General features: G+C 64.9%; 20 protein-coding genes. 12 read left to right on the top strand and 8 right to left on the bottom strand.

Annotation, left to right across the window (positions count from 1 at the left end; all coding sequences use genetic code 11):
• The first annotated feature begins 239 nt into the window (after window positions 1–239).
• Together AC630_RS23975 and AC630_RS23970 are read left to right on the top strand one after the other, a co-directional pair.
• Complete coding sequence (locus tag AC630_RS23975) at window positions 240–884, top strand: DUF47 domain-containing protein (RefSeq protein ID WP_074120906.1); 645 nt, start codon at window positions 240–242, stop codon at window positions 882–884.
• A 96-nt stretch (window positions 885–980) separates the two neighbouring features.
• The gene (locus AC630_RS23970; protein WP_074120905.1) at window positions 981–1,985 is read left to right on the top strand and encodes an inorganic phosphate transporter; all 1,005 of its coding nucleotides are present in this window, start codon (window positions 981–983) and stop codon (window positions 1,983–1,985) included.
• Here AC630_RS23970 and sugE read toward each other — a convergent pair.
• A complete protein-coding gene (gene sugE, locus AC630_RS23965; RefSeq protein ID WP_074120904.1) occupies window positions 1,978–2,292 on the bottom strand; it encodes a quaternary ammonium compound efflux SMR transporter SugE in 315 nt (104 codons plus the stop codon). The two genes, AC630_RS23970 and sugE, sit on opposite strands and share 8 nt — an antisense overlap.
• A gap of 157 nt (window positions 2,293–2,449) precedes the next feature.
• On the opposite strand from sugE, the gene AC630_RS23960 reads away from it, so the two are divergent.
• From AC630_RS23960 to AC630_RS23925, 8 genes are all read left to right on the top strand, one after another.
• Window positions 2,450–4,069, top strand: a complete 1,620-nt coding sequence (locus AC630_RS23960; RefSeq protein ID WP_074120903.1) for a peptide chain release factor 3 — start codon at window positions 2,450–2,452, stop codon at window positions 4,067–4,069.
• 219 nt (window positions 4,070–4,288) lie between these two features.
• Window positions 4,289–4,867 carry a UCP034077 family protein gene (locus AC630_RS23955; RefSeq protein ID WP_074120902.1) on the top strand — a complete coding sequence of 193 codons (579 nt, stop codon included), beginning with the start codon at window positions 4,289–4,291 and terminating at the stop codon, window positions 4,865–4,867.
• A 74-nt stretch (window positions 4,868–4,941) separates the two neighbouring features.
• Window positions 4,942–5,526 (top strand): NnrU family protein, encoded by a 585-nt coding sequence (locus tag AC630_RS23950; protein WP_074120901.1) that lies wholly within the window; start codon window positions 4,942–4,944, stop codon window positions 5,524–5,526.
• Between the two features lie 134 nt (window positions 5,527–5,660).
• Entirely contained in the window at window positions 5,661–7,253 is a 1,593-nt protein-coding gene (locus tag AC630_RS23945) for a class I adenylate-forming enzyme family protein (protein ID WP_074120900.1), read from the top strand.
• 166 nt (window positions 7,254–7,419) lie between these two features.
• On the top strand, window positions 7,420–8,073 hold the full coding sequence (locus AC630_RS23940; protein ID WP_074120899.1) for a tetratricopeptide repeat protein: 654 nt from the start codon (window positions 7,420–7,422) through the stop codon (window positions 8,071–8,073).
• 33 nt (window positions 8,074–8,106) lie between these two features.
• Entirely contained in the window at window positions 8,107–8,670 is a 564-nt protein-coding gene (locus AC630_RS23935; protein ID WP_074120898.1) for a hypothetical protein, read from the top strand.
• 49 nt (window positions 8,671–8,719) lie between these two features.
• Window positions 8,720–10,102, top strand: a complete 1,383-nt coding sequence (gene der / locus AC630_RS23930) for a ribosome biogenesis GTPase Der (protein ID WP_074120897.1) — start codon at window positions 8,720–8,722, stop codon at window positions 10,100–10,102.
• Window positions 10,099–11,355, top strand: coding sequence for a TCR/Tet family MFS transporter (locus AC630_RS23925; protein WP_083636359.1), 1,257 nt, complete (start codon window positions 10,099–10,101; stop codon window positions 11,353–11,355). Before der ends, AC630_RS23925 begins: the two co-directional genes overlap by 4 nt.
• A 98-nt stretch (window positions 11,356–11,453) precedes the next feature.
• Here the strand turns inward: AC630_RS23925 and AC630_RS23920 are convergent, their stop codons facing one another.
• The 6 genes from AC630_RS23920 to radA form a co-directional block, all read right to left on the bottom strand.
• On the bottom strand, window positions 11,454–12,680 hold the full coding sequence (locus tag AC630_RS23920; protein ID WP_074120895.1) for an ABC transporter substrate-binding protein: 1,227 nt from the start codon (window positions 12,678–12,680) through the stop codon (window positions 11,454–11,456).
• 98 nt (window positions 12,681–12,778) lie between these two features.
• Complete coding sequence (locus tag AC630_RS23915) at window positions 12,779–13,885, bottom strand: NHL repeat-containing protein (RefSeq protein ID WP_502691532.1); 1,107 nt, start codon at window positions 13,883–13,885, stop codon at window positions 12,779–12,781.
• 75 nt (window positions 13,886–13,960) lie between these two features.
• Window positions 13,961–14,701, bottom strand: a complete 741-nt coding sequence (locus tag AC630_RS23910) for an SDR family NAD(P)-dependent oxidoreductase (protein WP_074120910.1) — start codon at window positions 14,699–14,701, stop codon at window positions 13,961–13,963.
• 177 nt (window positions 14,702–14,878) lie between these two features.
• On the bottom strand, window positions 14,879–16,402 hold the full coding sequence (gene purF, locus AC630_RS23905; protein ID WP_074120894.1) for an amidophosphoribosyltransferase: 1,524 nt from the start codon (window positions 16,400–16,402) through the stop codon (window positions 14,879–14,881).
• A 28-nt stretch (window positions 16,403–16,430) separates the two neighbouring features.
• Complete coding sequence (locus tag AC630_RS23900) at window positions 16,431–17,060, bottom strand: CvpA family protein (RefSeq protein WP_074120893.1); 630 nt, start codon at window positions 17,058–17,060, stop codon at window positions 16,431–16,433.
• Window positions 17,061–17,227: 167 nt separating this feature from the next.
• Entirely contained in the window at window positions 17,228–18,673 is a 1,446-nt protein-coding gene (gene radA, locus AC630_RS23895) for a DNA repair protein RadA (RefSeq protein WP_074120892.1), read from the bottom strand.
• 201 nt (window positions 18,674–18,874) lie between these two features.
• Between radA and AC630_RS23890 the strand changes: the two genes are divergently transcribed.
• Both AC630_RS23890 and AC630_RS23885 read left to right on the top strand, forming a co-directional pair.
• Window positions 18,875–20,032 (top strand): ABC transporter substrate-binding protein, encoded by a 1,158-nt coding sequence (locus tag AC630_RS23890; RefSeq protein ID WP_074120891.1) that lies wholly within the window; start codon window positions 18,875–18,877, stop codon window positions 20,030–20,032.
• Window positions 20,032–22,095 (top strand): putative bifunctional diguanylate cyclase/phosphodiesterase, encoded by a 2,064-nt coding sequence (locus tag AC630_RS23885; RefSeq protein WP_074120890.1) that lies wholly within the window; start codon window positions 20,032–20,034, stop codon window positions 22,093–22,095. Before AC630_RS23890 ends, AC630_RS23885 begins: the two co-directional genes overlap by 1 nt.
• Before the next feature lie 11 nt (window positions 22,096–22,106).
• Here AC630_RS23885 and AC630_RS23880 read toward each other — a convergent pair whose 3' ends face one another.
• A complete protein-coding gene (locus AC630_RS23880; protein ID WP_074120889.1) occupies window positions 22,107–22,832 on the bottom strand; it encodes a sulfite exporter TauE/SafE family protein in 726 nt (241 codons plus the stop codon).
• Window positions 22,833–22,852: the final 20 nt, after the last annotated feature.

Genomic DNA, 22,852 nt, shown 5'->3' with positions numbered 1-22,852 from the left:
GCTCGATCTTCGTGATCTGCGTGCTCACCTTCCGCCGCGGCGTTATCGGTGAAATCGCGCATTACTTCCGGCGATCGCTCTAAGTGATTGATTTAACGTCAATTTACCTATTGTGCGAAAGCGGTGGATGATGCGGCTCCGCGGGCGCGAGATGGCACGCGCGCGGATCGGAAATGGTCTATGACAGTTCTGTGACGGCCCGCTCGGGCCGGGCCATTTCCAACCGGTAGCCTATCCCCATGATGCGATGGTTTCGCGCCTTCCTCCCAAAGGAAGAACGGTTCTTCGACCTGTTCGACCGCCATGCCCAGACCGTGATCCAGGGCGCGATCGCGCTGCAGGGCGTGCTGAAGGGCGGCGAGGAGACGCCGGTCTATTGCCAGCGCGTGAACCAGTTTGAGAACGACGCCGACAACATCACCCGTGAGGTGCTGACGGCGGTGCGCCGCACCTTCATCACGCCGTTCGACCGCGGCGACATCAAGAACCTCATCACCTCGATGGATGATGCCATCGACCAGATGCAGCAGACGGCAAAGGCCGTGATGCTGTTCGAGGTCCGCACCTTCGAGCCGCCGATGCGGGAGATCGGTGCGCTTCTCATCGAATGCGCCAATCTGGTCGGCCGCGCGCTGCCGTTGCTGCAATCGATCGGCCCCAACGTCGCGATGCTGACCGCGATCACAGAGGAGCTGACTAAGCTCGAAGGCCGCGTCGACGATCTCCACGACATTGGCTTGAAAGAATTGTTCCTCAAGCATCGCGAGGGTAACGCGATGGATTTCATCGTCGGCGTCGAGATCTACGACCATCTTGAAAAAGTGGCCGATCGCTTCGACGACGTCGCGAACGAGATCAACAGCATCGTCATCGAGCAGGTCTAGCGCATGATCCGGAAAAGTGTGCAGCGGTTTTCCGCCGCGACAAACGCGGAACGCGTTTGCGCGGAGATCATGCGCAATCTTTAAAGGGGCCGCGCCGTGGATGCTGCGTTGGGTCTTCCCGTCGTCGTCGGACTGATCGCCGTTGCGCTGCTGTTCGATTTCCTGAACGGCCTGCACGATGCGGCCAATTCGATCGCGACCATCGTCTCGACCCGCGTGCTGCGGCCGCAATTCGCGGTGATCTGGGCCGCGTTCTTCAATTTCGTCGCCTTCATGGTGTTCGGGCTGCACGTCGCCCAGACCATCGGCACGGGCATCATCGATCCCTCGATCGTCGATGCCCAGGTGATCTTCGCGGCGCTCGTCGGTGCCATCGTCTGGAACCTCGTGACCTGGGCGCTCGGCATCCCGTCCTCGTCGTCGCATGCGCTGATCGGCGGGCTCGTCGGCGGCGGCATGGCCAAGGCCGGGATATCGGCGGCGGTGTGGAGCGGACTGTCCAAGGCCGTACTGGCGATCGTGCTGTCGCCGCTGGTCGGCTTCCTGCTCGCAATGATGCTGGTCGCGATCGTGTCCTGGGCCTCGATGCGCTCCACGCCCTTTGCCGTCGACCGCGCCTTCCGCATCCTGCAATTTGCTTCCGCCTCGCTCTATTCGCTCGGCCATGGCGGCAACGACGCGCAGAAGACGATGGGCATCATTGCCGTGCTGCTCTATTCGCAAGGCCATCTCGGCAGCGAGTTCTCGGTTCCGTTCTGGGTGGTGCTGTCGTGCCAGGCGGCGATGGCGCTGGGCACGCTGATGGGCGGCTGGCGGATCGTCCGGACCATGGGCCTGCGCATCACCAAGCTGACGCCGATGCAGGGGTTCTGCGCGGAGACAGGCGGCGCCGCGACCCTGTTCATGGCGACCTTCCTGGGCGTTCCCGTCTCGACCACCCACACCATCACCGGCGCCATCGTCGGCGTTGGCGCCGCCCGCCGCGTCTCGGCGGTGCGCTGGAACGTCGCGAGCTCGATCGTCTATGCCTGGGTGATCACGATCCCGGCTTCAGCCATCGTAGCGGCGCTGTCCTGGTGGGCGGTCCAGATCTTCAAGTAACGAGCTTCAGGCCGATGATCCCGGCGACGATCAGGCCGATGCTGGCGAGGCGAAACGCGGCGGCCGGCTCGCCGAACAGGATGATGCCGAGCGCCGCCGTGCCGACCGCGCCAATCCCGGTCCAGACGGCGTAGGCGGTTCCAATCGGCAGCGATTTGAGGGCGAGGCCGAGCAGGATGACGCTGCCGGCCATGGCCGCGAGCGTCAGGACGGACGGAACGAGCCTGGTAAAGCCCTCGGTGTATTTGAGGCCGATCGCCCAGGCGATTTCGAGAAGTCCGGCAACAAACAAGATGCTCCAGGCCATGACGACCCTCCGTTCAAGGCAGGGTCGTCCCCGCGGCTGGTGTGCTGATGGGCAGGAAGGTCGTCCTTCCCAAGGCCGATATGGGGCTGGCCGAGGGGCTTCGCAATCACCAAATGAGGCTTGATCAGGCCCATATTCCCTGCCAAACGCTCCCGCCATGTCCGACATCGCCATATCAGCCGACTCGCCGGCCCGTTCCTCGCTTGCCACCGAAGTGGCGCGGCGGCGCACCTTCGCGATCATCTCCCACCCGGACGCGGGCAAGACCACGCTGACCGAAAAGCTGCTGCTGTTCGGCGGCGCCATCAATCTCGCCGGTCAGGTCAAGGCCAAGGGCGAGCGGCGCAACACGCGTTCGGACTGGATGAAGATCGAGCGCGAGCGCGGCATCTCGGTCGTGACCTCGGTGATGACCTTCGAGTTCGAGGGCCTCGTGTTCAATCTTCTGGACACGCCGGGCCACGAAGACTTTTCGGAAGACACCTATCGCACGCTGACCGCGGTCGATTCCGCCGTGATGGTGATCGACGCAGCCAAGGGCATCGAGGCGCGAACGCGAAAGCTGTTCGAGGTCTGCCGCCTTCGCGACATCCCGATCATCACTTTCATCAACAAGATGGACCGCGAGAGCCGCGACGTTTTCGAGCTCCTCGACGAGATCGAGAAAACACTGGCGCTCGACACCACGCCGATGACCTGGCCGGTCGGCCGCGGCCGCGACTTCCTCGGCACCTATGACGTCGTCAACGGCGGCGTGCGCCTGCTCGAAGGCGGCGGTGCCAAGACCGGCGCGGCGCAGCAGATCGATATCGCCGAATTGGCCAAGCTCAATGCCAATCTCGACGTCTCAACGGTGAAGGACGAACTCGAGCTCGTCACCGAGGCTTCCAAGCCGTTCGAGCTCGGCGCGTTTCGCGAGGGCCATCTGACGCCGGTCTATTTCGGCAGCGCGCTGCGCAATTTCGGCGTCGGCGACCTCCTGGAAGGCCTCGGCAAGTTCGCGCCCGAACCGCGCGCGCAGGAGAGCGACCAGCGCAAGGTCGAGGCGACCGATCCGCGTATGAGCGCCTTCGTGTTCAAGATCCAGGCGAACATGGATCCGAACCATCGCGACCGCATCGCCTTCGCGCGCCTGTGCTCCGGCAAGCTCAGCCGCGGCATGAAGGCCAAGCTGGTGCGCACCGGCAAGAGCATGCCGCTGTCGAGCCCGCAATTCTTCTTCGCGCAGGACCGCTCGGTCGCGGACGAGGCCTTCGCCGGCGACGTCGTCGGCATTCCCAACCACGGCACGCTGCGCATCGGCGATACGCTGACCGAGGGCGAGGATTTCACCTTTGTCGGCGTGCCGAGCTTTGCGCCGGAAATCGTCCGCCGCGTGCGTCTCACCGACGCGATGAAGGCGAAGAAGCTGAAGGAAGCGCTTCAGCAGATGTCGGAAGAGGGCGTAGTGCAGGTGTTCCGTCCGCGCGACGGCGCACCGGCGCTCGTCGGCGTGGTCGGAGCGCTCCAGCTCGACGTGCTGAAAGCGCGGCTCGAGGCCGAATATGCGCTGCCGGTGGAGTTCGAGGTGAGTGAGTTCCAGCTTGCGCGCTGGGTCTCCTCGGATGACCGCAAGAAGCTCGACACCTTCATCGCTGCCAACACCTCCAGCATCGCCGACGATGTCGACGGCGATCCCGTGTATCTGGCGCGGAACGAGTTCTATCTCGGCTATACCAAGGAGCGCGCCGAGGGGATCGAATTCACCAACGTCAAGGACGTCAAAAAGAAGGGGTAGGGCGCGCGGCCACACCCTCCGCTGTCATGCCCCGCGAGGGCGGGGCATCCAGTACGCCGCGGCCTCTCGGCTCAACAACCACTGCCTCTGGAATACTGGGTCGTCCGGTCAAGCCGGACGACGACACCGAGGTTAAACGCGAGCATGTGAACGCGCGCGGACTTGACGCTTTCAGGGACGGTGCCACGTTTCATCCACGTGACATCGCGAGCTCAAAGCATGTGGCGCGGTATCCTCGTTCTTGTCCTGCTGGCGGTATCGGCGGTCGCCGCCGACGCGCGACGGCGCCAGATCAACCCGATCCCGTTTTCGCATGAACCGTGTAGCGTGCTCGGTCACCGGCCGTGCACGCCGTCCTTTTGCAGCGTGCTGGAGCACGGCCCGTGCATTCCCGAGATCTTCTATCCTTACGGGCAGGATCTCCAGCTCACGATCGAGAGCGTGCCGTCCGAGGCCGACCGCACCAAATATCAAAGGCCCGATCACGATCTCGATACGATCGGTGATCTCTTCGCCGAGCTGCGCACCTGTTGGTCGCCGCCATCAGACAATGCGCGTGAGGGCATGCAGATGTCGGTGCGCTTCAGCTTCAACAAGGCGGGCAGCCTGATCGGTCCGCCGCGATTGACCTTTGCAACCGCAGGCGTTCCGGCCGATACCCGGACCACCTATCTGAAAGCGATCAATGCATCCCTGAACGCCTGCCTGCCGCTGAAATTCACCAGCGGCCTCGGCGGCGCTTTGGCCGGGCGGCCGATCGCGATCCGCTATGTCGATAATCGGGAGCTTGGCAAGTAGCGTATCAGGTTGCGACCGGCGGCCAATCGATGATACCTCAGAGGCGGGGGGGCGCTGGTTGAGGGGAGGATGTCGTGGGTCTGCTTGTCATGATCCTGGGGCTGGTGCTGTTTTTCGCCGCCCACGTTTTCACGACGAAACGCGAGGCGCGCGAGCAGGCGGTCGCGAAGCTGGGCGAGGGGACCTACAAGATCCTCTATTCGCTGGTCTCGCTCGCGGGGCTGGCGCTGATCATCTGGGGTTTTGCGCATTATCGCGCGACCGGCTGGATCGATGTCTGGTATCCGCCGAAGGCGATGAAGCACATCACGGTCGCGCTGATGCTGCCGGCCGTCATCCTGGTGGTCGCGTCCTACTTGCGCGGCCGCATTTATGCGACGCTGAAGCATCCGATGCTGGCCGGCATCAAGCTGTGGGCGGCGGCGCATCTGTTGGCCAATGGCGACCTCGGCTCCATCATCCTGTTCGGCTCGTTCCTCGGCTGGGCCGTGTATGACCGCATTTCGCTGAAGCATCGCAAGGATGCCGGCGCCCCGCCGATTCCTGTGGGCGGTGCCACCAATGATCTGATAGCGGTCGTGGTTGGTATCGTTGCCTACCTGGCGCTCGCCTTTGCGTTCCACCCTGTGGTGATCGGTGTTCCCGTGATGGGCGGATAGCGCATGATCCGGAAAAGTGTGCAGCGGTTTTCCGATAAGATCATGCGCCGACAATATGGGCAGCCGATCAGCGCAAGACAGTTCCGTGCCCCATGCGCGGAAGGTGACAAAAGCAACAAGCCGAGGGCCCTTTGATGGACTGGTCGCAATCTCAGATTCCGCCGATGCGGTTCGAGGCGCGTTTTGGCGATCGGGTGGTGCCGGCATTCTGCGATCGGCCTTCGAGCCTGTGGGCGATGATCGCGGAGGCCTGCGCGCGCAACGCCGATGGCGAAGCGCTGATCTGCGGCAATGTCCGGATGAGCTGGCGACAGGCGGTGGAGCGGGCCGCACGGATCGCGGCGGGCTTTCGCAAGCTCGGATTGCGGCGCGGCGACCGCGTCGCGATTCTGCTCGGCAACCGCATCGAATTTCCGCTGCTGCTTTTTGCCGCCGCGCATGAGGGGCTCGTTACGGTTCTGCTCAGCACGCGCCAGCAGAAGCCGGAAATCGCCTATGTGCTCACCGATTGCGGTGCGAAGATTCTGATCCACGAAGCCGGGCTCGCCGCGCGGCTGCCCGATGCGCAGGATGTGCCCGATGTGATCCACCGCATCGCCATCGACCACGATCCGGCCCTGTCCCGCTTCGCGTTGCTCGCTGACAACGAGCCGGCTTCGGCGCCAGTCGAGACCAGCGAGGAGGACACCGCGATGATCCTCTATACCTCGGGCACGACCGGCAAGCCGAAGGGCGCGATGCTGGCCCATTGCAACATCGTCCATTCCTCGATGGTCTTCGTGTCCTGCCTGCATTTGACGCAAGCCGACCGTTCGATCGCGGCGGTGCCGCTCGGCCACGTCACCGGCGTCGTCGCCAACATCACGACCATGATCCGCTGCGGTGGCGCGCTGATCATCATGCCGGAGTTCAAGGCGGCCGACTACCTCAAGCTCGCCGCGCGCGAGCGCGTCACCTACACAGTGATGGTGCCGGCGATGTACAATCTCTGCCTGCTCCAGCCCGATTTCGACAGCTACGACCTGTCGAGCTGGCGCATCGGCGGCTTCGGCGGCGCGCCAATGCCGGTCGCCACCATCGAGAAGCTCAAGGCGACGATTCCCGGCCTCAAGCTGGCGAATTGCTATGGCTCGACCGAGACGACATCGCCGTCGACGATCATGCCGGGAGAGCTGACGGAAAGTCATATCGACAGCGTGGGCCTGCCGTGTCCCGGCGCGCGCATCGTCGCGATGGGAGCTGATGGGCGCGAGCTGCCCCACGGCGAGATCGGCGAGCTCTGGATCCAGAGCGCCTCCGTCATCAAGGGCTACTGGAACAACCCGAAAGCCACGGCCGAGAGCTTCACCGGCGGTTTCTGGCACTCGGGCGATCTGGGCTCGGTCGATGCGGAGGGGTTTGTCCGCGTGTTCGACCGGCAGAAGGACATGATCAATCGCGGTGGTCTGAAGATCTATTCGGCCGAAGTTGAATCCGTGCTGGCCGGCCACCCCGCCGTGGTCGAGAGCGCGATCATTGCCAAGGCGTGCCCGGTGCTGGGCGAGCGCGTCCACGCCGTGGTGGTGACACGCGCGCCGGTCGCCGGCGACGTCTTGCGGACCTGGTGCGCCGAGCGGCTGTCCGACTACAAGGTCCCTGAAACGATGGCGATCACCGCCGAGCCGCTGCCGCGCAATGCCAATGGCAAGGTGCTGAAGCGGCAGCTGCGGGAGCTCTTGGGAACCTGAGCCGGGCTGGCGGGTATCCGGCCATCCGGGTGGTTAACGCCTTGATCGGGCTCGCTTTGCCTTGCCACCGCCATATCGTTAGGGTACTTCGCCGGCACGTGGGGGACGGGATTCCTGACGCGAATGCTTTGGCGCGCGCACCCGGACGGGCATGGGATTAGCATAAGTGTCTGAATTATTTGACGAAGTCGACGAGGAAGTACGTCGCGAACAGCTCAAGAAGCTGTGGGATAAGTATTCGATCTACTTCATCGCCCTGATGGTGCTGATCGTGGCCGCTGTCGGTGGCTGGCGCGGCTACCAGCATCTGGAGGCCAAGAAGGCCGCCGAGGCCGGCGCTGCCTTCGAAAAGGCTGTCGAACTGTCCGAGCAGGACAAGCATGCGGAAGCCGAGGCCGCCTTCACCGAGCTCGCCGCCAAGGCTCCATCGGGCTATCGCACCCTGGCGCGGCTGCGTGCTGCGGCCGCGGCTGCGGCCCGCGATCCCAAGGCCGCAGCGAAGATGTATGACGACATCGCGACCGACCGTAGCGTCGGCAGCGAGTGGCAGGATCTGGCGAAGATCCGCGCGGCCGGCTTGCTGCTCGACAGCGCTGGCTATGCCGACATGCAGCAGCGGCTGGAGCCCTCCGCCGCGCCCAAATCGACTTTCCGCTACAGTGCCCGCGAGATGCTGGCGCTGTCGGCCTGGCGCAACAACGACATGACCGCGGCCCGCAAATGGCTCGACACGATTGCCGAGGACGGCGAAACGCCGCCCGGCCTGCGCTCGCGCGCCGAGGCGCTCCAGGCCTTGCTGCCGCCCGTCGCCAAAAGCTGATGACGGTCCTCTGACGTTAAACGAGACACCAAGATGCGCCGCATGCCACGTTTGATCGCAGCCGCCGTCCTGATCGCCTTCACAGGCCTCCTGGGCGGCTGCTCCAGCGGCGGATTCGATCCGAGCGACATGCTCGACTTCCTCGACACCAAGAAGAAGCTGCCGGGCGACCGCAAGCCGGTCTTCCCGGAGGGCGTGCCCGGCCTCGAGCAGGGCGTGCCGCGGGATATGTACAAGGGCGCACAGCAGCAACCGGATCCGAATGCGCCTGCCGTCGCGGCTCTGCCCACGGAGCCGCCGCCCGAGCCAGCCAAACCGGCGAAGGGTGCCAAGGCAAAGAAGACCAGGCAGCCGGCTGCCACCGCAGCCGCACCCGCCGAGGCGCCTGCAGGCGAAGTCGACGGCGAGGCCCAGCCCGAGGCTGCGCCAGCCACGGCCGCTCCGCCGCCCAAGCACAAGATCGTGCGCAAGCGCACCACCGCGCCGCCGCCGGATCAGACCGCCCAGCAGCCGGCGCAACCGACCCAGACCACGCAGCAACAGCAGTCACAGGGCGCTTTCCCGGCGCCGTTGCCGAGCGGCAGCTTCTCGCGCTGATTGTTTCATTGCATTGAAAGGCGCAGCTCTCGCAGCGCACGAATGACCGATGTCTTTTACGATCGCCATCATCGGCCGGCCCAATGTCGGCAAATCAACGTTGTTCAACCGCCTGGTCGGACAGAAGCTCGCGCTCGTCGATGACCTGCCCGGCGTCACCCGCGACCGTCGCGAGGGTGAGGCCAGGCTCGGCGATCTCCAGTTCACCATCATCGATACCGCCGGCCTCGACGAGGGCGCCAAGGGCTCGTTGACTGCACGGATGCAGGAGCAGACGGAGACCGCGATCGCGCAAGCTGACGCGCTGTTCTTCGTGATCGATGCCCGGATCGGCCTCACGCCCACCGATCGCGCCTTCGCCGATTTCGCCCGCAAGGCCAACAAGCCGGTGCTGCTGATCGCCAACAAGAGCGAAGGCAAGCATGGCGATGCCGGCGCGATGGAGGCGTTCGCGCTCGGTCTCGGCGATCCCATCCAGATCTCGGCCGAACACGGCGAGGGCATGGGCGAGCTCTACGATGCGCTCAGCAAGCTGATGCCGGAGCCCGTCGACGAAGATGAGGACGAGGACGACGAGCCGCTCTCCGAGGAAGAGGCCGCGACGCGCCCGATCCGGGTCGCCATCGTTGGCCGGCCCAATGCCGGCAAGTCGACGCTGATCAACCATCTGCTCGGCGAGGAGCGCCTGCTGACGAGCCCGGACGCCGGCACCACGCGCGATTCCATCGCGGTCGAGATCAACTGGAAGGGCCGCGATTTTCGCGTGTTCGATACCGCCGGTTTGCGCCGGCGCTCGCGCATCGAGGAGAAGCTGGAAAAGCTCTCGGTCGCCGACGCGCTGCGTGCGGTGCGCTTTGCCGAGGTCGTCGTGCTGATGATGGACACGCAGAACCGGTTCGAGGAGCAGGATCTGCGCATCGCCGACCTGATCGAGCGCGAGGGCCGGGCGGTCGTGCTCGCCGTCAACAAATGGGACCTGATGGAGACCAAGGGCGGCGGTGCGATTTCGGGTCTGCGCCGCGACGCCGACCACTGGCTGCCGCAGGTCAAGGGCGTGCCGATCGTCGCCGTATCAGGCCTGATGGGCGAGGGTATCGATCGCCTGATGCAGGCGATCCAGGACGCCTATGCGGTCTGGAACAGGCGCGTGCCCACCTCTGCGCTCAATCGCTGGTTCGAGCAGGCGATCCAGGCCAATCCGCCGCCGGCGGTGTCCGGCCGCAGGTTGAAGCTGAACTATATCACGCAGAACAAGGCGCGCCCGCCGAGCTTCGTGCTGTTCTGCTCGCGCGCGGACGCGGTGCCGCAGTCCTATTTGCGTTACCTCACCAATTCCATGCGCGAGACTTTTGAGCTGCCGGGTACGCCCGTGCGCATCACCTTGCGCGAGAAGGCCAACCCGTTCGCTCACAAGCGCAAGCGGCCATCGTGAGCGGAGAGGCTGGCGAGGCGATGGCGCAGGGCGCTGCGCCGGTCCGGCGCGGTGCGGTCGCCTTCATCTTCGTCACCATCCTGCTCGACATGCTCGCGCTCGGCGTGATCATGCCCATCCTGCCAAAGCTCATCGAGAGCTTCGTCAACAACGACACGGCGCATGCGGCACGCATCTTCGGCCTGTTCGGCACCGCCTGGGCGCTGATGCAGTTCGTGTTCTCGCCGGTGCTTGGCGCGCTGTCGGATCGCTTCGGACGGCGGCCGGTGGTGCTGCTGTCGAATTTCGGCCTCGCGGCCGACTACGTGCTGATGGCGCTGGCGCCGTCGCTGACCTGGCTGTTCATCGGGCGCGTCATCTCAGGCATCACTTCGGCGAGCATCTCGACGGCGTTTGCCTATATCGCCGACATTACGCCGCCGGAGCGGCGCGCGGCGATCTTCGGCAGGATCGGCGCGGCGTTCGGCGCCGGCTTCATTCTGGGGCCGGCGCTCGGCGGCCTGCTCGGCGATATCGATCCGCGCCTGCCGTTCTGGGCGTCGGCTGCCCTGAGCTTTGCCAATGCGCTCTATGGGCTCTTCGTCCTGCCGGAATCGCTGGCGCGGGAGAAACGCGCGCCGTTCCGCTGGACGCGCGCCAATCCGATCGGAGCGCTGCACCTGCTGCGTTCCAACGCGGCGCTGGCCGCGTTGTCAGTTGTCAATTTCATCGCGCAGGTCGCGCACGTCGTGCTGCCGTCGACCTTCGTGCTCTATGCAACCTATCGCTACGGCTGGGATTCCAAGACCGTGGGACTGACGCTCGCGATGGTCGGCGTCTGCACCATGGCGGTGCAGGGGCTCGCCATCGGCCCGATCGTGCGCGTGCTCGGTGAGCGGAGCGCGCTGCTGATGGGCCTGTGCTGTGGCGCGATCGGTTTCGTGATCTTCGGCGCTGCGCCGACCGGACCGCTGTTCTGGCTCGGCATTCCCGTGATTTCGCTGTGGGGCATCTCGGGTGCCGCCATGCAATCGCTGATGACGCGGCTGGTCGCGCCGGATCAGCAGGGGCAGTTGCAGGGCGCGACCGCGAGCGTGCAGAGCGTGTCGCAGCTCGTCGGCCCGTTCCTGTTCACGCTGACGTTTTCCTACTTCATCGGCGCCAGCGCGCCGCTGCATCTGCCCGGTGCGCCGTTCCTGCTCGCGGCGGTGTTGATGGTGGTCTGCGTGGCGATCGCGATGCGGTTGCTGGCTGCGACAAGGACGGTCTCGTAGGGTGGGCAAAGCGAAGCGTGCCCCACCGCTTCTTCAAGCGAAGAAGAGAAGGTGGGCACGGCGCTTAGCGCCTTTGCCCACCCTACAGCAGCGTCAACTTATTTCTTCACCAGCGGGCACTCGCTATCCTTGAGCGGCTTGGCCGCATCTTCCGCCGAGATGGTCGCGACCAGCTTGTAATAGTCCCACGGTCCCTTCGACTCCTCCGGCTTCTTGACCTCGAACAGATAGGCGGGGATGAGGCGGCGGCCATCGGCGCGGAGCGGACCCTTGCCGAACAGCGGATCGTCGGTCGGAAGCTCCTTCATCTTGGCGACGACCTTGGCGCCGTCATGCGGATTGCCGCCGAGCGCTTCCATCGCCTTGAGATAGTGCAGCACCATCGCGTAGTTGCCGGCCTGAGTCATCGATGGCATCGCGTTCTTGCTAGCCAGCGCGGCGAAGCGCTTCGACCAGGCGCGGGTCTGGTCGTTCATGTCCCAGTAGAAGGACTCGGTGAAAGTCAGGCCCTGCGCCGTCTTGAGCCCCAGCGAATGCACGTCGTTGATGAACAGCAGCAGCGCCGCCAGCTTCTGGCCGCCGGAGACGATGCCGAATTCGGCCGCCTGCTTGATCGAGTTCGTGGTGTCGCCGCCGGCATTGGCGAGGCCGACTACCTTGGCTTTGGACGATTGCGCCTGCAGCAGGAACGACGAGAAGTCCGAGGTGTTGATCGGATGCTTGACGCTGCCAAGCACCTTGCCGCCATTCGCCGTCACGACGGCCGTGGTGTCGCGCTCCAGCGCATGGCCGAAGGCATAGTCCGCGGTCAGGAAGAACCAGGTGTCGCCACCGGCTTTGGTCAGCGCCTTGCCGGTGCCGTTGGCCAGCATGTAGGTGTCGTAGGTATAGGAGACCGTGTTCGGTGTGCAGGCCTTGCCGGTCAGGTCGGCGGACGCGGCGCCGGAATTCAGCAGCACCGAATTCTTTTCCTTGACGAGGTTGTTGACCGCCAGCGCGACACCGGAATTCGGCGTATCCGCAATCGCATCGACCTTCTCGTTGTCGATCCACTGCCGAGCGATATTGACGCCGACGTCGGGCTTGTTCTGGTGATCGCCGCTCAGCACGTCGATCTTCCAGCCCTTCTTCAGCAGGCCGGAATCCTCGACCGCCATTTTGATCGCGACCACGGAGTTCGGGCCGCCGATGTCGGCATAGAGGCTCGACATGTCGTTCAGTACGCCGATCCTTACAGTCTTGTCTTGGGCGTAGGCAGATGTGGCAAAACCGAAAGCGGCGCAGGCCAGAAGGGCCGCCGAGCGGCGCGCGAACGTCGTCGTCATAATAGGTCTCCTCCATTGTCAAATATGCGGACGGCTCTCTTGCGGAGCCTTGTTCCGACTGTTGGCTCTACCGTGTCCCGCGGTTTGCGGCAATGCGCCTAAAGCCGGATGACGCTGCGTCGTAGCGTCATATGTCGGTTAACTTTTGGGCAGAGGCGCTGCGGCCCTATTTCAGTGCGTCCGACGTCAGCTTGAATTTCTGGATGCGCTTTCCGGTATCGAAGCAGCCAGGTCTGCTTAGGATCGGGCCAGATCGCGATGTCCCACACCGCGCCGTTACCGAGCGTGTTCTTCTCGAAGAAGAACTCCTTCACGAAGGTGCCGTCCTTCCTGAACACCTGGATACGGTTGTTGATGCGGTCGCAGACATAGACCAGTCCGTCATTTGCGAGCTTCACGCAGTGGACGGGATTGCCGAATTGCTGGGAGACCGGAGCCTTGGGATCATAGGCTGGCTGCTTGTCGTCGTTCGGCTTGTTGCCATAGGCGCCCCAGTGCCGTTTGTAGGCGAGCGTGCTCGCATCGAACACGATGACGCGGCGGTTACCATAGCCGTCGGCGACGTAGATCTCATTCGCTTCCTTGTCGATCGCAGTCTCGGCCGGCTTGCCCAGCTGCGTCGTGTCGTTGCTGCCGAGGCTCGGCGCTATTTTTCCGATCTGGGCGACGAACTTGCCATCGAGCGTGAACTTCAGGAACGCGTTGTCATTGTCGGCATTGCCACCGACCCAGACGAAGCCGCGCTCGTCGACCTCGATACCATGCTCGCGGCCCACCCATTCATATCCCTGGCCCGGACCGCCCCAGGACCGCAGCAAATTGCCCTCAGCGTCGAATTCGAGGACAGGCGGTGCCGACACGCAGCATTTCGAGCGTGGCGGGTTGAGGCTTGCGCCTTTCTCGTCATCGGTCAGGGAGCGCGGGCGATGGATCACCCAGATGTGGCCCTGCCAGTCGACGGTGATGCCGCCGACCTGGCCGAGGATCCAGTTGTTGGGCAGCTGTTTGGGCCAGGAGGGATCGACCGCGAAAGTCGGAACGTCGCCGGCGGTCGCCGCATGCGGAAGCGTGAGTGCGATGGCTGCGATCAGGATAGAGAAGGCGTGAAACACACGTGCAAGCGCACGGCCGAGGCGTGCACGATCAAGGCTTGCACGATCAAGGCCTGCACGATCAAGGCCTCCGCGGTCATGCCATGGCGCCATGGCAACCTCCCTTTGGCTTGCGGCTTGCTGTCGCTTGAGCGGCGGCAGTCAATCGCGGAGAGGCACCCGAGTCAATCAGGCCGGCGAGCGGAAGCTCATCAGGCTGCGGGTCTTGTAGTCGTAGAACTTGCCGGTCTCGGTCCAGTCGGGCGCGCACATCGGCACGATGAATTCGGCGACCTGCTCGGGCACATCGAGTGTCGCCGGGTCTTCGCCTGGCATCAGCGTGGCGCGCATGCGGGTGCGGACCGGACCCGGGTTGAACAGGTTGACGCGGAGCTTCGTATTGGCCGTTTCCTGCGCCCAGGCGCGGGCCAGCGTTTCCAGCGCGGCCTTGGAGGCGGCGTAGGGGCTGACATAGGCGGTGGCCTTGTTGGCAGCGCCCGAGGTGATGAACACGGCGCGGCCCGCATCGGACTGCTTGAGCAGCGGCTCCATGCAGCGGATCAGCTGGAAGTTCGCGGAGACGTTGACCGCCATCACATCGTTGAAGGTCTTCAGCTCGATATGGCCGACCGGCGAGGAGGGGCCGAGCACGCCGGCATTGCCGACGAGGATGTCGAGCTTGCCGTAGCGCTCGTGCAAGCCGGCGCCGAGTCGCGCGATGCCGTCGGAATCGGTCAGATTGAGCGGCACCAGCGTGGCGCTGCCGCCGTCCTTCCGGATCTCGTCGTCGAGCTCTTCCAGCCCGCCCTGCGTACGCGCGACCGCGACGATGTGCGCGCCGGCTTTGGCCAGCGCCATGGCGGTAGCAAAACCGATGCCGCGCGAGGCGCCGGTGACGAGAGCGATGCGGTTGGCGAGGGGTTTTGTCATGCAGGCGGTATTGCAGAGGCGGGCGGCCCGCACAAGCCCGCGGCATCGTCATTCCGGGGCGATGCGAAGCATCGAACCGGGAATCCAGAGGTTACGATGCAACTTCGAGATCCCCCAATGCGCAATTGCGCATTGCGGTTCGGTCCTGTGGACCGCCCCGGGATGACGGCTGCGCCGTCAGCTCGCTTCCGCCAGCAGCGACAATTGCCGCGGCTGCTGCTCGGTCTGGGTCTGGTCGGTGAGGTGGGTCGGATAGGCCCCGGTGAAGCAATGATCCGAGAATTTCGGATTGGCGGGGTCGCGGCCGGGCTCGCCCATGGCGCGGTACATGCCGTCGATCGACAGGAAGGCGAGCGAGTCGGCGCCGATGATCTCGCGCATCTCCTCCAGCGAATGCGTCGCGGCCAGGAGGCCACCGCGGTCGGGCAGGTCGATGCCGTAATAGTCGGGGTAGAGGATCGGGGGCGAGGCGAGCCGGAAATGCACCTCCTTCGCGCCGGCATCGCGCATCATGCGCACGATCTTCTTCGAGGTGGTGCCGCGCACCAGCGAGTCGTCGATCAGGATGATGCGCTTGCCTTCGATCGCGGCGCGGTTCGCCGAATGCTTCATGCGCACGCCGGATTCGCGGATCGCCTGCGTGGGCTGGATGAAGGTGCGGCCGACATAATGGTTACGGATGATGCCGAGCTCGAACGGAACGCCGGAATGCTGGCTGTAGCCGACCGCGGCGGGCACGCCGGAATCCGGCACCGGCACGACGACGTCGATCGGCACATGGCTTTCGCGCGCGAGCTGCGCACCAAAGGCCTTGCGCACCTCGTAGACCGAGCGGCCGTGGACGATGGAGTCCGGACGGGCGAAGTAGATGTATTCGAAGATGCAGGGGCGGGGCGCCATCGGCGGGAACGGCTTGTGGATGTCCTGGCCGTTCTCGTCGAACACGATGACTTCACCCGGTTCGATATCGCGGATGAAGCGCGCGCCAATGATGTCGAGCGCGCAGGTCTCGGACGTCAGGATCGGGCAGCCATCGAGTTCGCCGAGCACCAGCGGGCGGATGCCGCGCGGATCGCGCGCGCCGACCAGCTTCTTGTTGGTCAGCGAGACCAGCGCATAGGCGCCTTCGATCTCGCGCAGCGCGTCGATATAACGCTCGATGAAGCGGCTGCGCCTGGAGCGCGCGACCAGGTGCAGGATCACCTCGGTGTCGGTGGTCGACTGCATCATCGCGCCGTTCTTCACGAGCTCGCGGCGCAGCGTCAGGCCATTGGTGAGGTTGCCGTTGTGGGCGACCGCAAGGCCGCCGGCATTGAGCTCGGCGAACAGCGGCTGCACGTTGCGCAGGATGGTGGCGCCGGTCGTGGAATAGCGGACATGGCCGACGGCCATATTGCCGGGCAGGCGGTCGATCACCTCGCGGCGGGAGAAGGTGTCACCGACAAGGCCAAGGCGGCGTTCGGAATGAAATCGGCTGCCGTCGTAGGAGACGATGCCGGCGGCTTCCTGGCCGCGGTGCTGGAGGGCGTGGAGCCCGAGCGCGGTGATCGCTGCGGCGTCGGGGTGTCCGTAGATGCCGAATACGCCGCATTCCTCTCGCAGCGTATCTCCCTCCAAGTCGTCCTGAAGCTCTAGCGCGGCTGGGCCCAAACCGGCCCTTGCGTCGAGATCAAGTTGGGCGTCCTGGTCAGGGTTTCGCATCTCGTCCGCGCCTCTCTCTAGGGCTCAATCAACGCGCCGCAGGTTTCTCGATCAGCTTTTTCAAGCTGTCACGAGCAGGTTTACTGTATCCGTCGCCACTGCCCGAAGGCTGCTGCTCGGAATCAGCTTGATCATCATCTGGTTTGTTTTTCTTGAATCTCTTCAAGATGGTGTTCTCGGGGTCATCCGGCAAGAGGGACATCAGCCAATCCCCGGTTCCCTGGAGAACGACGCGGGATTTGGCCCCAGTGACCCAGTCGGGGCGCTGCTTGTCCGGAACCAGCCAGGTGAAGAACAGGAAGGCGACCACGACGATCAAAAGCCCGCGAGCCAGGCCGAACAGGAAGCCGAGGGTTCGATCCAGCGCGCCGATCCGCGAGTCGAGGATCATGTCGGAAATCCGGACCGTGATCACGGAAACCACGACCAGGGTACCGACGAATACGCCGGCGACCACGACCACGCTCGCGACAGTGTCGTTGTTGAAATAGGTCTTTGCCGTCGGCAGCAGCTTTGAGAACGAGTACAGCGTCACGATCGCCGCGGCGCCCCAGGCCGCGATCGACAGGATTTCGCGCATGAAACCGCGGACCATGGCGAGCAGGCCCGAGATCAGCATCACACCGAGCAGGATCAGGTCGAGGAGTGTTACTGGCATCGGCTGGTCTGGTCCGCTCGTACTCTCAAAGGTGCTCAGCGAATCGGTGTTTGGCCGCCGCCCTAACTGAGGGGCAGACGGCGTTCCCGGCAAGGCCGCAACCACGCAATCCCATGCTGCTTTTGTGACGGCTGTATAGCGGTAGGGGCCGGGGACGTCACCTCCAGCTAACCCTCTCCGCGGCGGAATCTTGCCGGTGTGGCATTTTTCTCCGCCGGCGCGTTCTGTTCGCCCCGGCGAGAGCCTCGGGCCGCGATCTCTGCGACCAGCGTCGTCAGGCTGCCGACCGCGTCGAGCGTGAGCCCGGCGTCGCCGCTGGCTTCGCCGCGTGCCGATTCGGGCAGCACTGCCCGTTTGAAGCCCAGTTTCACGGCTTCCTTGAGCCGGGCCGGCGTCTGCGCCACCGGCCGGATGACGCCAGAGAGCGAAATCTCGCCGAAATACACCGCATCGGTGGGTAACTGCGCATTAACCAGGGACGACACCAGCGCGGCCGCTGCGGCCATGTCGGCCGCCGGCTCGTTGATACGCAGGCCGCCCGCGACGTTCAGATAGACGTCGTGGCCGGACAACTTGACCCCGCAATGGGCCTCCAGCACCGCCAGCACCATGGAGAGCCTGCTCTGATCCCAGCCGACCACGGCCCTGCGCGGGGTGCCGAGCGAGGTTGGGGCGACCAGCGCCTGCAATTCGACCAGGACCGGCCGGGTGCCTTCGATACCAGCGAACACCGCAGTACCGGGCGTGCCGAGATCGCGCTCCGACAGGAACAGCTCGGAGGGATTGGTGACCTCGCGCAGACCAAGGCCCGTCATCTCGAACACGCCGATCTCGTCGGTCGGGCCGAAGCGGTTCTTCACGGCGCGCAGGATGCGGAATTGCTGCGAGCCTTCGCCCTCGAAGGACAGCACAGCATCGACCATGTGCTCGACCACGCGGGGGCCGGCGATCTGGCCATCCTTGGTGACGTGGCCGACCAGGATGATGGCGGCGCCGGTCTTCTTGGCAAAGCGGATCAGGGCCTGGGCCGAGGCCCGTACCTGGGTCACCGTGCCGGGCGCGGATTCCACCGTGTCCGTCCACATGGTCTGGATCGAGTCGATCACGATCAGCCGCGGGACCGCGCCCTCCGAAAGCGTCGAGACGATGTCCTCAACCGAGGTCTCGGCGGCAAGCTGCACCGGCGCATCCGATAGCCCGAGCCGCTCGGCGCGCAGCCGCACCTGCGCGACCGCCTCTTCGCCGGAGATGTAGACGATGCGGTGTCCGGCGCGTGCCATCATGCTGGTTGCCTGCGTTAGCAGCGTCGACTTGCCGATGCCGGGATCTCCGCCGACCAGCAGCACCGAGCCGCGAACGAAGCCGCCACCGGTGACACGGTCGAGCTCGGTCATGCCTGACGACAGGCGCGGCGCATCAGGGCTCTTTCCAGCAAGGCTCTCCAGCGCGAACGTCCGGCCCTTACGCTTGGAGCGGATCGACACCGGCACGCTACCGGCCGTGTCCTCCTCCGCGAGCGTATTCCACTCGCCGCAGGACTCGCACTTGCCCTGCCAGCGGTTATAGGCCGCGCCGCAGTTCTGGCAGACGAAGGAAAGCGTGTTCTTGGCCATGGGGACCGCGAGTCGGAGTTCTCAGGTTTGCTGATAGCACGGAATGGCGGGCTGCGAGGGCGACGCAAGCGCCTCAATTAGCGCAATTCGCCGTAGCCGATACACCCTTTGTTAGCGCTAAGCCGCAGCATCGCGCCAGACTTTGCCAAATGTTAGCGGACGCGGGTCCAGTTTCGGAGCCAATACGGGGTGGCGAAACAAATGACGGGACTTTTGCGCATACTGCTCGTTGTGGGCATGGCCTGCGGCGTTCTCGTGCCGCTTGGCGGTGCGGTTGCGGCCGACGCGAAGCGTCTCAACATCGTTTTCGTCAGCCCCGGCAAGACTGGCGAAGTCTACTGGGACATGGTCGCGCAGACCATGCAGGCCGCTGGCCGCAAGCTCGACGCGCATGTCGAAGTGCTGACCAGCGAGCGCAATTACCGCACCATGCAGGAGCTCGGGCTCGGCGTGCTGGCCCGTGCCGACAAGCCCGACTTCCTCATTCTCTCGAACGAGGAATCCGCGGCCGCGCCGGTGCTGGAGGCGGCCGAGGCCGCGGGGGTCAAGACGCTCCTGTTGTCGAATACGCTGATCGGCGCGGATGCGGCGCGTCTCGGACCGCCGCGTCGGACGCTCAAGACATGGCTCGGCGATGTTACGACCGATCTTCAGACGGCGGGCGCGCGGATGGCCAACGCCCTGATCGACGCCGCGCGTGCCGGGAAGTGGCAGAGCCCGGACGGCAAGATCCACCTTCTCGGCATTGGCGGCGACGAGATCACGCCGGCCTCGATCGCCCGCAACGCGGGCCTCAAGCTTGCGGTGCAGGCCGCGCCCGATGTCGTGGTAGATCGGATGCTGTTCGCCAATTGGACGCAGTCGGAGGCGGAGCAGGTCGCGGCGAATTATCTGAGCTGGGCCTCGCGCAAGGGGATTCGGCCCGCCGGCATCTGGGCCGGAAACGATCCGATGGCACTGGGCGCTATCAACGCCGTCGTGGCGGCAGGCCTCGCGCCGGGACAGAACATCCAGGTGGTTGGCCTTAACTGGTCGGAGGACGCGCTGCGCGCGATCAGGGCGGGCCGTCTGCTTTTGACCGACGGCGGGCATTTCCTGCTCGGCGGCTGGTCGATCGTGCTGCTCCGCGACTATGCCGATGGTTGCGACTTCGCAGCCGCTTCGCCCCATGTCGAGGTCAAGACGTCTGAGATCACTCGCACAAACCTTGCCTCGGTCGGCGATCTCATCAGGACCCGTGCCTTCGACCGGATCGATTTCGCGGGGTTCAGGGCCAAACCAGGACGCTGCGGTCACTACGATTTCTCCATCGATGCGCTCATCTCGTCATTGGCGCCCCTGGAAGGTGCTGCTGACTGATGCGAAACGATAACGACATGACCGACCCGGTCAGCAACGCGCAGGCGGCGCCCCCACGCTCGCGCTCGGTGGTCCGCGCGATGATCTGGGCCACGGTGCCAGTGTTGCTGGTGGTGCAGCTGCTCGCCTCCGCCGGCGTCGAGGTCTCGAGCTTCTGGTCGCAGATCCGGCAGCTCGATGCGCGCATCGCCCGCACCGCCGAGAGTCGCGCCGAGCTGATCGCCGAGCCGCTCTGGAAGATGCGTTACGACCAGGTCACGAGCGTGATCAACGAGATCTTGCACGACGAGACCATCGCTGCGGTGGCGGTCTATGACGATACGGGCGTTGCGATGGCCCGCGTGGTGGCGCGTCCCGCGGGTCAGGCGGTCTCGGAGGTTTCTCGTCCGATTGACTACCGCAACGGCAACATCGCCGTTGAGGCGGGCCGCATCGTGATCGCCTATTCCTATGTGACGATCTACGCCGACACCGGCAGCCGGCTGCTGCTGCTTCTCGTCGTCGGCCTGCTCGCAACGCTCGCGACCGTGATCGCGATGAGGATCTCGGCAAACATCTTCATCGGCAAGCCGCTCGCGGCAATCATGTCTGCGATCCAACGCAGCAAGCAGGATGGCCGCGCCTATCCGGCGGAGATCAGGTCGTCGAACGAATTCGGCCAGCTCGCACATGCCTTCAATGCCATGCAGCACACGACGTCGGGCGCGCTGGACCGGCTCGGGCACATGGCCTCGCACGATCCGCTCACGGGGCTGCCCAATCGCCGCTCGCTGTCCGAGCGCCTGGTGACCTTGAGCCGCGATGCCGGCTCGCTGGACTCCCTGATCGCCTTCTGCTTCATTGATCTCGACGACTTCAAGGGCATCAACGACACCTTCGGGCATGACGCTGGCGACAAGTTCCTGGTTCACATTTCCGAACGTCTGCGTGATGCGGTTGAGCCGGAAGATTGGGTCGCGCGGCTCGGCGGCGATGAATTCGTCGTCATCCGCCCCGAGGTCAGCAACGCTGCGACCGCGCAGGCATTCGCGCGCCAGCTGCTGGATGCGATTTCAGAGCCGATCCGGCTGCATGACAAGCAGGTCGTGCCGCGCGCCAGCATTGGCCTTGCCGTGCGCCGCGCCGGAGATCCCGAGCTGTCGCACCTGCCGGCGCTCGCGGACATCGCGCTCTACCATGCCAAGAGCAAGGCGCCCGGTACCGTTGCCGTGCTGGACGAAGCGCTCCAGCGCGACTACCGCCGTCGCCGGGATCTCGAGCTCGCCATTTCCACCGGCTTCGCCGAAGGGCAGTTCGAGGTCTGGTACCAAAGCCAGGTCGACCTCGAGAGCCATCGCGTCGTCGGCCTGGAGGCGCTCATTCGCTGGCGCCATCCCGAGCATGGCGTGATCGGTCCGGGGGAGTTCCTGCCGCTGATCGAGCGCAGCGGCAACAACGCGCGGCTGACCCGCTATGTGCTGACCGACGCCTGCCGCGCGCTGCAACGCCTGGCTGCCGCCGGCAAGCCGCAGATCCGGATCGCGATCAACCTGCCGCCGTCCGAGCTAGCGGACCATTCATTCGCCGCCGAGCTGCGCGCGACATGCGCGCGCTTCGGTGTCGCGGCCTCCTCGCTGGAGCTCGAGATCACCGAGGGATCGCTGATCAACAACATCGCCAGCGCGTCCGAGACATTGCACTGCCTGCGGCGTCTCGGCGCAACCATTGCGCTCGACGATTTCGGCACGGGCTACAGCTCGCTCGCCCATCTCAGGCGTTTCCCGCTGGACAAGGTCAAGATCGACAAGGCCTTCATCAGCGAGATCCCGGACAGCACAGAAGACAAGGCGATCGTCGGCGTCATCGCATCGCTCGCCGGCACCTTGGGGCTAACGCTTGTGGCGGAAGGCATTGAGCGCGCCGAGCAGGCACGGGCCGTGCGCGAGATGGGCGTGAGGCTCGGACAGGGCTTCCTGTATCAGCATCCGCAGCCGCTCGAGGCGGTGCTGCAATGGCTCGAGGCGGCGCCCGCGAGTGTCGTTCTCGCCGACAGCCCATCGATCGCACCCGAATTTGCCGCCTGAGCGCTACGCGATCACGGCTGCGTCGCGTTCCAGAGCATGGAGAGGCCGGCTGCGATCATGATCGCGTCCATCACCAGGCGGAACATGTCCGGCCTCAGGTGCAGCACGAAGCGCTTGGCGATGAAGGCGCCTGACATCAGCGAGGAGCCTGCGATCAGGCCCTTGATGAAGACGTCTCGCGTCAGCGCGCCGAAACGCTCGAAGGTCACGGATTTCGCGAAGTAGAGGCCGAGCGAGGAGGCGGCCTCGGTTGCGAGGAAGGCACCTTTGCTGAGGCCGTAGAACAGAAACAGCGGCACACTGAGCGGGCCCGTCGAGACGACGATGCCGGTGAGATAGCCGATGATCGCCCCGCCGATCGCAAGATGCCAGAGATTGGCCTTGAGATCGTGCCGCGCCAGCCAATGCCGCAGCGGCACCATTGCGATCAGGAAGATGCCGATGGCGAGATCGACGGTGTGCGCGGGCAGCGCCAGCAGCGTGCGCGCGCCGAGCGCTGCGGCCGGAATGCCCGTGACCGAATAGGCCGCGCAGGCGCGCCAGTCGACCTCGCGCCACCAGGCCAGGATCCGCGAGAAGTTCGCCATCACGGAGGCGACCGCCATGATCGGCACGGCTTCCTTCGGCCCATAGGCACAGACCAGCACCGGCATCAGTATGATCGACGATCCGGTGCCGACGATGCCTGAGATGGTGCCGGCGATGAGGCCGACGGTGAGGACGAAGAGAAAGGCCAAAACGGTCTCCGCGAATCGCG

The sequence above is a fragment of the Bradyrhizobium sp. AS23.2 genome (assembly GCF_001908185.1).
Lineage (GTDB): Bacteria > Pseudomonadota > Alphaproteobacteria > Rhizobiales > Xanthobacteraceae > Bradyrhizobium.
Note: the sequence above shows the minus strand (reverse complement) of the source record. Positions and strands in the feature narration are given on the sequence as shown.